General features: G+C 43.6%; 10 protein-coding genes. 3 read left to right on the top strand and 7 right to left on the bottom strand.

The annotated features are described in order from the left end of the window. The first annotated feature begins 229 nt into the window (after positions 1-229). On the top strand, positions 230-1,150 hold the full coding sequence (locus tag L4D09_RS27775) for a LysR family transcriptional regulator (RefSeq protein ID WP_428460779.1): 921 nt from the start codon (positions 230-232) through the stop codon (positions 1,148-1,150). 109 nt (positions 1,151-1,259) lie between these two features. On the opposite strand, the gene speB is transcribed toward L4D09_RS27775, so the two are convergent. The 5 genes from speB to aat form a co-directional block, all read right to left on the bottom strand. Further along, positions 1,260-2,174, bottom strand: a complete 915-nt coding sequence (gene speB, locus L4D09_RS27780; protein ID WP_428460780.1) for an agmatinase — start codon at positions 2,172-2,174, stop codon at positions 1,260-1,262. 96 nt (positions 2,175-2,270) lie between these two features. Then, complete coding sequence (gene speA, locus L4D09_RS27785) at positions 2,271-4,193, bottom strand: biosynthetic arginine decarboxylase (RefSeq protein WP_428460781.1); 1,923 nt, start codon at positions 4,191-4,193, stop codon at positions 2,271-2,273. A gap of 549 nt (positions 4,194-4,742) precedes the next feature. Next, the gene (infA, locus tag L4D09_RS27790) at positions 4,743-4,961 is read right to left on the bottom strand and encodes a translation initiation factor IF-1 (protein ID WP_005298441.1); all 219 of its coding nucleotides are present in this window, start codon (positions 4,959-4,961) and stop codon (positions 4,743-4,745) included. Positions 4,962-5,146: 185 nt separating this feature from the next. Further along, positions 5,147-5,854, bottom strand: a complete 708-nt coding sequence (locus L4D09_RS27795) for an arginyltransferase (protein ID WP_428460782.1) — start codon at positions 5,852-5,854, stop codon at positions 5,147-5,149. Further along, positions 5,851-6,564 (bottom strand): leucyl/phenylalanyl-tRNA--protein transferase, encoded by a 714-nt coding sequence (gene aat / locus L4D09_RS27800; RefSeq protein ID WP_428460783.1) that lies wholly within the window; start codon positions 6,562-6,564, stop codon positions 5,851-5,853. The genes L4D09_RS27795 and aat overlap by 4 nt, the downstream gene beginning before the upstream one ends. Positions 6,565-6,633: 69 nt before the next feature. Between aat and L4D09_RS27805 the strand changes: the two genes are divergently transcribed. Then, positions 6,634-7,095, top strand: coding sequence for a glycine zipper 2TM domain-containing protein (locus L4D09_RS27805; protein WP_428460787.1), 462 nt, complete (start codon positions 6,634-6,636; stop codon positions 7,093-7,095). Positions 7,096-7,140: 45 nt separating this feature from the next. Here L4D09_RS27805 and pyk read toward each other — a convergent pair whose 3' ends face one another. Further along, the gene (gene pyk / locus L4D09_RS27810; protein WP_428460784.1) at positions 7,141-8,586 is read right to left on the bottom strand and encodes a pyruvate kinase; all 1,446 of its coding nucleotides are present in this window, start codon (positions 8,584-8,586) and stop codon (positions 7,141-7,143) included. 379 nt (positions 8,587-8,965) lie between these two features. Next, complete coding sequence (locus L4D09_RS27815) at positions 8,966-9,820, bottom strand: MurR/RpiR family transcriptional regulator (protein WP_428460785.1); 855 nt, start codon at positions 9,818-9,820, stop codon at positions 8,966-8,968. Positions 9,821-10,156: 336 nt separating this feature from the next. On the opposite strand from L4D09_RS27815, the gene L4D09_RS27820 reads away from it, so the two are divergent. Then, on the top strand, positions 10,157-10,987 hold the full coding sequence (locus L4D09_RS27820; protein WP_428460786.1) for an NAD-dependent epimerase/dehydratase family protein: 831 nt from the start codon (positions 10,157-10,159) through the stop codon (positions 10,985-10,987). The last annotated feature ends 132 nt before the right edge of the window (positions 10,988-11,119 follow it).

Genomic DNA, 11,119 nt, shown 5'->3' on the forward strand with positions numbered 1-11,119 from the left:
GCATTCATTTATTGATTGGCTTGCTTTGTTCTTTATTTTCAGTCACTTAATTTGCTTGTGTGGCGGCGTGGTGAGAAACGATGGGGATTTCTTCTCTGTTTAACCATAAAAATAGAAAAGTTCAGGATTTGTAGATTTTTTAAAAATAGTGGTTGAGAATTTTATAGATAAGATTAATGTTGGTAGTTAACTTGGATTTAACATTTTGCGGTTAGGGGGAGTTGGGGGAATGCAAAATCAAATCGGGTATTCAATCGGAAAATCGAATAATGTCGATATTAGATTGCTAAGTGTATTTATTGCCGTGGTTGAGCATGGCGGTTTTACACAAGCGCAAGTGTCATTGAATATAGCACTATCGAGCATTAGTACATATATCCAAGATTTGGAAACTCGGTTAGGGATGAAACTATGTAATCGAGGGCGGGCGGGGTTTTCGTTAACCCAAAGCGGGCAAATGGTTTATGAAGAAGCCTGCCATCTTTTTAGCGCGTTAGAGAAGTTTAACAATAATGTGGCACATGCTGGTGGAACGCTAACTGGTGAATTAAGAGTTGGCGTCTTGGATAATTCGACGATGTCTCCGAGTACTCGTGTGCCTGAAGTGATCCACCAATTCTCAACACTTTATCCCGATGTCCATATTTGTATTAAAGTGATGTCGAATGACGAAATTGAAAAAGAGCTGATGGATGGGTCTATTCATTTGGGAATCGGAGCCTTTTCTGAACTCAAATCGAGCCTACGAGTGTTGGTACACTTTCCTGTGACTATCGATCTGTACTGTGGCCAAAAAAGTATACTGTATACAAAACAGAGTGTTTTGGTTGATGACTTAACGTTGACGAATTATGCCCAAGGCTGTTATTCCCCTGATACTAAAAGTAAACTGGTCCAAAAATTACCATCTCCGACAGCATTCTCATATTTGTCTGAGGGGCTGGCATTTATGATAATGTCGGGGCGCTATGTGGGGTATCTTCCTCGGCGTTACGCTGAGAATTGGGTAAATCTTGGTGAGATGAAAGCGTTGTCTGAGTCGTCTTTTAGCTATGATTTACAGCTTGCTCTTGCGATGCAAAAAGGAGAGAAAATGAGTGTGATAATGGAAGCTTTTTTACGGAGTTTTGAGTCGTTCTCGAAAAAATAGCAGCCTCAGCGTGATAGTACGTCGACATGATATCGCGGACCAGGTTGTTATACGTAGCGTTAGAAGGTGGAGGCCGTGTGGCCCCCGACTTAATTTTTTTTGCGGTTGATCAGTGCTGGCTTGCCCAAAGATGAAGTAACTCGGTTGCAATTGTTGCTGCAGCTAAAGCCGTAATATCGGCGTGATCATAGGCTGGGGCGACTTCGACTACATCCATACCCACCAAATTAATTCCTTGTAAGCCTCGAATGATCTTTAGTGCCTTGTCTGATGAAATACCGCCACAAACAGGTGTACCTGTACCGGGTGCATAGGCTGGGTCTAGGCAGTCGATATCAAACGTTAAATACACTGGACGAGTGCCGACGGTGGCTTTAATTGTCTCGACAATTTGTTGAACTGGCCAATCATTCGTAGTTGCTGCATCCAGAACATTAAAGCCCTGTTTGTTATCATAATCGGTACGGATACCAATTTGTACTGAGTGTTTGGGATCAATTAAGCCTTCATTCGGTGCGTGGTAGAACATGGTTCCATGATCATATTGGCTACCCATGTCATACGTATCGGTATGCGCATCAAAGTGGATCAATGCCATTTCACCGTAATGTTTTGCATGTGCTCTAAGCAAGGGCAGAGTAACAAAGTGATCGCCGCCGAAAGTCAGTAGGGCTTTCCCTTGCTCAATCAAGCTTGTCGCGTGATGTTCAAGGCGTTCGCACATTTGGCCTGCATCACCGCTGTCAAAAACTAAGTCTCCGCAGTCGGCCATTGTGATTTTATCGCTAAGGGTGAAAGGCCATGGCCAGCGTCGTCCTTCCCAAGCCAGATTGGTAGAAATCTGGCGAATTGCCCCTGGACCCATTCGGCTACCAGAGCGACCCGTTGTCGCCATGTCGAATGGTACGCCTGTGATAACAACATCTGCCTTGGAGGCGAGTGGATTAAACTCTAGTGGCTGACGTAAAAAGCCAAATGCATTGGCATATAGCGAATAATCAGGGTGCGTGGCGAGTGTTGCCATAGTTAACTCCATTATCGCATTAACGGTATCGTGTCTATTGCGATAGTAGTAACCAACCCTTCTTCACTATTGAAGGGTTGGTGCGTTAATGAAAATTTACTTATTGGTTCGAATATCTTCGAGATAGGTATACCCGCTTAATCCTTCAGTCAGTTCACCGAGAATATTTGCGTGCTCATGCTCTGGTAAGTGTTGCATCACCATGCTTTCATATTGGTTCAAAAGCTTTTCAGGGCTGATGTGAACATAACGAAGCACATCACCAACACTGTCACCTCGTTCAATAGCGTCGATGTGATAGCCGCCTTCTGGTTTACAGCGGACGATTGCAGTATCGGTATCACCAAAGAGGTTATGCATATCACCTAGAATCTCTTGGTATGCACCAACTAGAAAGAAACCCATACGGTAGGGGGCTTCATCAGTCCAAGCCGGTACCGCAAGCGTACTTTCAATACCTTGGCCTTCTATGTATTGATCGATTGCCCCATCTGAGTCGCAGGTGATATCGAGCATTATTGCGCGACGATCTGGTGCCTTGTCTAGGTTACTCAGTGGCAATACTGGAAAGACCTGATCAATTCCCCATGCATCTGGTAAAGATTGAAAAAGCGAGAAGTTCACAAAGAACTTATCTGCTAGTCGCTCATGCAGTTCGTCCAGTAATGGACGGTGGGCACGGTGCTTAGCTGCCAGCAGTTTCTCTAGTTCATGACATAGACGTAAGCTAACTTGCTCAGCCCAAGCGCGTTCTTCAAAATTAACCATACCCATTGAAAATTGGGTGTGTACTTCTGCCAAATCACTTTGGTTGTCATGGAAAATTTCAACCAAAGAGCGGTGGTCTGCATGCTCACTTAAGGCCAGCCATGAATTCCACATATTGTGCAGTACCTGTGGCGATTTATCTGCTGGCGGATAAACATACTCAGGCTTGTAGCTTTCTACACCGACAACATCGGTAATTAATACCGCATGATGCGCTGTTAAGTTGCGGCCTGATTCAGAGATAATCCTTGGCATAGTGATGTGATACTCTCGGCATACATCGCCTAAAGCCGCGACAACGTTATTGGCATATTCACGTAAGCTGTAGTTCATTGAACAGCTACTTTGACTACGAGTTCCCTCATAATCAACGGCGAGCCCACCACCCACATCGACAGTCGTGATGATCGCGCCAAGTTTGCTGAGTTCAGCGTAAACACGACCCGCTTCACTAACCCCTTGTCGTACATCACGGATATTGGCAATTTGCGATCCAAGGTGGAAATGTAATAATTGGAGGCAATCTAGCATACCGTGCTGGCGTAACTGGCTTGTTACCGAGAGTACTTGTGCTGCGGATAAGCCAAATTTAGATTTTTCGCCACCGCTAGCTTGCCATTTCCCTTTGCCTTGCGAGGCCAAGCGTGCGCGTAACCCTAATCGAGGTTTTACACCTAACGCCTCTGCCTCTTTCAAGACTAAATCAAGTTCAGAGAGCTTCTCTAGGACGATATAGACTTCATGCCCTAGCTTCTCACCGATAAGTGCTAATCGAATGTATTCCCGATCTTTATAGCCATTACATACAATTACTGAACTGGCTTCTTGTGCCATTGCCAGAACAGCCATTAGCTCTGGCTTACTGCCTGCCTCAAGACCGAGTTGACGTTGTTGTTTCGCATACTGGCTTTTTAGGATCTCACTCACTACCGCTTCTTGCTGGTTTACTTTTATTGGATAAACCGCGAGGTATTCGCCTGTATAGCCATAACTTTCAATCGCATGGTTGAAGGTTGAGCAAAGGCTATCAACCCGATGTTGCAAGATGTCAGGAAACCTTACCAAAATAGGTAGTGATGCGCCTTGTTCAATTAGCTCATCGGCTAATTGAGAAAGCACAACAGCGTTATCAGGATTATGGCTTTCTGGTTTGACAACGACTTCACCGTTACCATTGATATCAAAATAACCTTGTCCCCAATATGGGGTATTGTAGACGTCACGTGCATCATTGATAGACCAATCACTCATGTCTTTTCCTCGATAGTGATTGGGTGCTGACAGTCAAAATGAGATACAGCTGTGCTTTAGCTCAGCGGTACGACCGTTGGCACCGAGTAAAAAAATTTATAGTGTTTTCGGCTCGTAATTACTTCTGACAAGACGATGACGAGCTGGGGGAGAGCCGCTAAGCCAATTGCGAGACGAATGGATACGCTATCGTTCGTTGTATCAACGGACAGTGTTGTTGTGCTGAGGGGTAATGAATTGCAAATAGTTTCATTGTCATTCCCAAACGACCGTGATGTAGATAAATATACGGTATGAGAGAAAGAAGAGGCTTGTTATAAGCCGACTACACCTCGACATGTCTAGCTGTGATGACTTAATGGGTGCAGTGCGATTAGACGATCAAAACATGACGGTGGCAAATTAACATTTTTCTGGTGACGATAAGAATTTTTGCTCAATAGTCGGAAGATAGGTCTTAGCGGGGTAACGATGAAATGAGATACAGCAGGATAAATAAAACCCGGCTCTAGGCCGGGTTTTATTTGTATTCTTAATCTTGATTCAAGATTAACGGGCGCGGAAGACGATACGGCCTTTGGTTAGGTCGTATGGAGTCAGTTCCACAGTTACCTTGTCACCAGTAAGAATACGGATGTAGTTTTTACGCATTTTACCAGAGATGTGAGCGGTAACAACGTGACCGTTTTCTAGCTCAACGCGGAACATAGTGTTAGGCAGTGTATCAAGTACAGTACCTTGCATTTCAATTACGTCTTCTTTTGCCATTGAATCCTCTTAGGCTACCAGCCATTCGTCTGATCGGGCTGGATAATGCCTTGAATCTGTTTGAGTGTAAAGTCTAGGCCGCAATTTTACCCTTGCTATAGGGCTTTGTCAGCAACTGTGACGCATTAAAACGTATTTTATCTCATTTCGTTGCGAGCGACAGTGAAAATTACACCTTTATTAGACTAACAGGTCGTTTCCCAACCGTTTTCTGATAATTTTTGATGAGGTTTAAAGCGTACTTTGTAGTTCATTGCCTTGCAATTATCAATTTGGTAGCCCGGATATAGCCATTTTCTACCAGATTGCTGACAATACTGGATTTGGTAAAGCACGCAGAGTGATCCGAGTGATAGGGTATGCTCAGGTTCAAAAAAACTATAGACCGCACTCATGGCGTTATCAAAGACGTCTGTTACTGCAATTGCAATTAACGTATCGCCATCGTACGCATGTAAAAATAATGTCGACATCCAAGGAGCTGTGCAAAACTCAAAAAATTGCTCTCTATTGGGGGGATACATACTGCCATCAGAGTGGCGTTGGCTAATGTACCTTTCATATAATGAATACCAATTGTCATCCAGTGTGCGTTTAAATTCCCAACGCAGCTTTTTAACTTGGTTCAGTTGCCGTTTTTGGCTTTTTGACGGTGTAAACGCTACACAGTCAACACGTAATGGGGTACAAGCTTGGCAGTGTTGACACATCGGCTTGTATACGGCTTGGCCGCTACGGCGATAACCAGAGGCTAAAAGGACGCTATACCCTGCAGGGGTTAGCCACTGGTGATCCATTACGACCCCGAGCTGCTCCTGTTCAGAAGGCAGGTAATTACAGTCTGACTCAGGCGTTAACCCGATGCGAAGTGATAATTTATTAAAACTGGTCATGATGGCGTTAGTGTCAATTCCTGCGGTTGGTAGCACCCTAGGTTTAGTATGGCATCTCTGTATCGATGAAGATCTTGAGTAAAAGATTGTCTGTCTATTTCTTCTGCGCCCAGAGAGGCCAAATGATTATTCATTATTTGACAATCAATCAAGGTGCCTCCATATGCGGTAAAGTGCTGGCAGAAAAACCATAATGCAATTTTCGATGCATTATCAGCCAGTGAAAACATGGATTCGCCACAAAAGACGGTACCGACCCCAATACCATACAACCCACCGACTAGCTGCTCATTTTTCCAAACTTCAACGGAGTGGCAATAGCCAAGGCGGTGCATGAGCTGGTAAGCCTCTATCATGTCAGTTGTTATCCAGGTTTCATCTTCTCCACGGGTATCTGCACATAAACGGATTACCTCGTGACAGGCATTGTTCAGTGTGATTTGATAGCCTGACTTACGATAAAACTTTTTTAAACTTTTACTGGGTTTAAATTGATGAGGCGTAAAGATAGCCCTTGGTGCAGGACTCCACCAAAGTAAGGGGTCGCCTTCTGAGAACCACGGGAAGATACCTTGTCGATAAGCCGAAAGTAGGCGCTCAGGGCGTAAGTCACCACCGAACGCTAATAAACCGTTAGGATCTTCCATTGCTGTTGACGTGGATGGGAAGTCGGTGCTGACCGGATCAAGCTCCGGAAGATAAATAGCCATAATTAAAATAAATGTAGTTTAAATAGTTCGCCATCGTGGCGTTACTTACAAAGAAAGGGGGATTATATGATGAGAAAGTGGTTAATGTTATTGCTAATTTTACCGTTGGCCGTTTCAGCCGCCCCTTACAACCGGAATCAGGCTAGAACAGTTAATCAGGTTGTTTTTGGTGATATTGATAGTGTTCGATATATCACGCATCAAGAGGTCATTAATTCTCAGAAAAATGGCTGGGAAACCTTATTAGGTGGTGTAATTGGTGGACTTATTGGTAATCAGTTTGGTGGTGGTACTGGTCGTGAGGTTGCAACGGCTGTGGGTGCTGTGGCTGGGGCGGGTATTGCACATAATCGTCAGCCGACGCAAAAAACAATTAATTATCGATTAGTGGAAATTCTGGTAAAAGCGGAAGATGGGTCATTAATCAATATCATTCAAGATGTTGATCAAAGTATGATCTTTAAGCGTGGTGATGCGGTAAGGATTTTATATTTTGATAACGGGGTACGGGTCGATAGAACATACCCATAACCCCGTTATAAACAAAAAGCGTAACGAGAGTTACGCTTTTTTTGCTTATTCTACAGTCAGAATTCGCATGTTGTTGGTTGAACCAATGGTATCCATCACATCGCCTTGAGTGATAATAACAAGGTCACCTTGCTCTAGGTAGCCTTGTTCTTTTAACACAACAATGGCATGTTTTGCAGCAGCTAGGCCAGCGTCGCTATCGCGGTCGAAAAAGATAGGTGTTACACCGCGGAAAAGTGAAGCACGGTTTAGTGTCTTTTCGTTGCGAGACATTGCGAAAATTGGTAAACCAGATGAAATACGAGACATCATCAGTGGTGTACGACCAGATTCTGTCATCGTTATCATCGCTTTAACGCCTTCCATGTGGTTCGCAGCATACATGGTCGACATTGCAATGGTTTCTTCTGGTGATTCAAACGTACGTGCAATACGGTGATTTGAAACGTTAATGCTTGGCTCTTTTTCCGCTCCAACACAAACACTTGCCATTGCAGTAACTGTTTCAACTGGGAAGTCACCCGCAGCGGTTTCAGCTGACAGCATTACAGCATCGGTACCATCTAGCACGGCGTTAGCAACATCCATTACTTCTGCACGTGTTGGCATCGGGCTGGTGATCATTGATTCCATCATCTGCGTTGCAGTGATAACAGTACGGTTCAGGCTGCGCGCGCGACGGATAAGTTTTTTCTGAACGCCAACAAGCTCAGGGTCACCAATTTCAACACCAAGATCACCACGAGCTACCATAACAGCATCAGATGCCATGATGATGTCATCCATTGCTTCTGTTGTTGCAACGGCTTCTGCACGTTCAACTTTTGCGACTAACTTTGCTTCTAGGCCTGCATCAGTTGCAAGGCGACGAGCATATTTCATGTCCTCGCCATTACGTGGGAATGATACTGCTAGGTAGTCAACACCCATTTTTGCAGCTGTAAGGATATCAGCCTTATCTTTGTCTGTAAGTGCTTCAGCAGAAAGGCCACCGCCTTTCTTATTGATGCCTTTATTGTTTGAAAGTGGGCCACCAACTGTGACTTCAGTGTGTACTTTGTTGCCTTCTACGGCGGTGACACGAAGTTGAACGCGCCCATCATCAAGCAATAATACATCGCCTGTTTCAACGTCTTTTGGTAGTTCTTTGTAATCAAGACCAACAGCTTGCTGGTTACCTTCGCCTTTTGGAAGATCGCTGTCTAGGGTGAATTTATCACCAATAGCAAGTTGAATTTTGTTGTCTTTGAATGTCGAAACTCGGATTTTTGGGCCTTGCAAATCGCCAAGAATAGCAACGTGCTTACCAAGTTTTGCGGCGATTTCACGTACAGTCTGAGTGCGCTGAATGTGGTCTTCAGGGCTACCATGAGAGAAGTTCATACGTACTACGTTAGCACCGGCAGCAATCACTTTTTCAAGGTTATTATCGCGATCGGTAGCTGGACCCAAAGTAGTTACGATTTTAGTACGTCTTAGCCTATCTGACATTAGAAACTCCATCTGTATCATTATTTTCCATTGAAACGATTGCATGTTAGCCAGCGCTTCATGGGTGTGTATGAAATATTACTACAAACAAGCGGGATTAGAAGCTGTTCTTCATCAACAAAATGTAAGAAAAATACGTACTACAAGCATAAACACTGAATAGTTTTGCAGCTGTTGAAGGAAATTGTGGGGATAATAGAATAACTACTCATCGCTTCTAAGCTATATTATTGTGCCTTCGTTTAAGTGTAGGTGACGAAGTAAGTACTAACCTAACTAAGTATTCGAGGTTATATAGTATTGCAAGGGGCTCTATATTAAAAAGCACGGGTTAGGAGCCCGTGCTTTTATAACAATCACAATAAAGGTATTGAGATGATTACATTATGCCTTCTTTAGAGAAGCGAGAATCTTTCAGTGATTCTTTTACGCGTTTAAGGTTTTCACGAAACCCTGAGCCGCGACGAAGCGTGAAACCTGTTGCCAGTACATCGATAACGGTCATTTGAACCACACGGCTTGCCATTGGCATGTAAACATCAGTATCTTCTGGTACATCAAGGCAAATAGACAGTGAACATTCGCGATCAAGGGGGGAGTCTTTTGCGGTAATGCCGATAACCGTTGCACCGTTCTCTCGTGCCATACGGGCAACTTCTACTAGGCTTTTAGTGCGGCCAGTATGTGAGATCATAACGACTACGTCATTATCTGTGCAATTAATGACACTCATGCGTTGCATGACAATATCGTCGAAGCTTACTATCGGAATGTTAAAGCGAAAGAACTTATTTTGCGCATCATGGGCCACAGACGCTGAAGCACCTAAACCAAAGAAAGAAATTTTCTTTGCTTGGGTTAAGAGATCAACGGCACGGTTAACCTGCATTGGGTCAAGGCTATTCTTAGCGACATCAAGACAGGCCATCGTTGACTCGAAAATCTTTGAGGTGTAGGCATCTGGCCCATCATCCTCTTCGACATTTCGGTTTACATACGGCGTACCATTCGCCAAGCTTTGAGCTAAATGTAGTTTAAAGTCAGGAAAGCCTTTGGTGTCCAAACGTCGACAGAATCGGTTGACCGTCGGTTCACTGACATCTGCCATCTTAGCAAGCGTAGCGATACTTGAGTGAATAGCGGTTTGTGGTGACGTAAGTATAACTTCAGCAACCTTGCGTTCAGATTTACTGAAATTATCTAAGTTCTTTTGAATTTTCTCTAAGGTATTCATGGCGGTTACCGCTCGTTACTGAATTTCGTTATCGGCTTTCATCAACATATAAGCCATTTTGATGAAACTATACTACTTTTCATGGATCTGCTCCTAGCAAAATCCATGACTATAGCTTTTACTTTTTATTATAGTTTGACAGGGATCGAGTTTTTCCTTTCAGAAATGAAATTCTTTTTTATAAAAATAGCGTTTATGGCGTCTATTTTGGCAAATTCTGTTGTTTATTTTCATCTATTGGGAATTAATTTACAGGATGAAATAAATGCGGATAGTCGTTCAATGACAGGTGGTACATCGTGATATGTGCTTATAAACCACGTAATGAGGGGGATTATGAAAGTAAGTATTTGTGGATGTGGCTGGCTAGGCTTTCCTCTTGCGGTGAGTCTGGTAGCTAAAGGCATTGACGTTTGGGGAAGCAAACAACAAGCTATTGCGGCACAAGCACTAGAGAAAAAAGGGATTTCTGGTGTAGCGATAACGTTACCTGATGATCTAGATAATCATCAACGACGGGATGAAATCACTGATTTTTTGAATGCTGATATCTTGATCATTAACATTGCACCTGGTCGTCATCAAGGCGCAGATCAAGATTTTATCACTAATGTTTCACTACTTTCTCAAAATGCCAAATTAGCTGGCTGTAAACACGTTTTGTTTATTAGTAGCACTGGTGTATACGGATCTGCCTGTGGACAGATAACGGAAAGTACTCAAGCACAACCTGATACCAAGTCGTCCAAAGCACATGCTCAACTAGAGCAGCACTTACTTTCGGAGTGGGGAGAGAATGCTGTTGTTTTGAGGTTAGCTGGCTTGATTGGGCCAAATCGTCATCCAGTGAAGTTCTTGTCAGGACGGGCCGGGTTAGAGCATGGCAAGGATAGAGTGAACCTTATTCATCAAATTGATTGTATCGAAGCGATAGGGTGCATTATTGATCAGTGGCCAAAGCATCAAGTTTTCCATTTAGCGGCCCCAAGTCATCCAACTCGTGAGAGATATTACTCCTGTATGGCACAGAAGGCTGGTTTAGTTGAGCCTGAGTTTTTGCCGTCATTTGATCGTGATTCTAAGGTGGTCGATGCCACTATAACTTGTGAAGAACTCTCTTTTTCTTTTGCGTATCCGGATTTAATAAAACTAAAACCTGAAATATAAAAAAAAGCCCGCTGAAAGTCAGCGGGCGAAATCTATTTACACAATAAGGAGTTTAGCAGCAGTGGCAATCAAGCTTTAAAAGAGCGAGGCAGTAATTGTCGCGTGGCTCTTTTAATTTGAATGTTATAAATA

The sequence above is a fragment of the Photobacterium makurazakiensis genome, from assembly GCF_050336715.1.
GTDB lineage: Bacteria > Pseudomonadota > Gammaproteobacteria > Enterobacterales > Vibrionaceae > Photobacterium > Photobacterium makurazakiensis.

Bases quoted from the DNA above. Each gene is read 5' to 3' on its own strand.
- speB (WP_428460780.1), bottom strand. From the start codon at position 2,174: ATGGCAACACTCGCCACGCACCCTGATTATTCGCTATATGCCAATGCA.
- L4D09_RS27795 (WP_428460782.1), bottom strand. From the start codon at position 5,854: ATGACCAGTTTTAATAAATTATCACTTCGCATCGGGTTAACGCCTGAG.
- L4D09_RS27775 (WP_428460779.1), top strand. From the start codon at position 230: ATGCAAAATCAAATCGGGTATTCAATCGGAAAATCGAATAATGTCGAT.
- infA (WP_005298441.1), bottom strand. From the start codon at position 4,961: ATGGCAAAAGAAGACGTAATTGAAATGCAAGGTACTGTACTTGATACA.
- pyk (WP_428460784.1), bottom strand. From the start codon at position 8,586: ATGTCAGATAGGCTAAGACGTACTAAAATCGTAACTACTTTGGGTCCA.
- L4D09_RS27805 (WP_428460787.1), top strand. From the start codon at position 6,634: ATGAGAAAGTGGTTAATGTTATTGCTAATTTTACCGTTGGCCGTTTCA.
- L4D09_RS27820 (WP_428460786.1), top strand. From the start codon at position 10,157: ATGAAAGTAAGTATTTGTGGATGTGGCTGGCTAGGCTTTCCTCTTGCG.
- L4D09_RS27815 (WP_428460785.1), bottom strand. From the start codon at position 9,820: ATGAATACCTTAGAGAAAATTCAAAAGAACTTAGATAATTTCAGTAAA.
- aat (WP_428460783.1), bottom strand. From the start codon at position 6,564: ATGGCTATTTATCTTCCGGAGCTTGATCCGGTCAGCACCGACTTCCCA.
- speA (WP_428460781.1), bottom strand. From the start codon at position 4,193: ATGAGTGATTGGTCTATCAATGATGCACGTGACGTCTACAATACCCCA.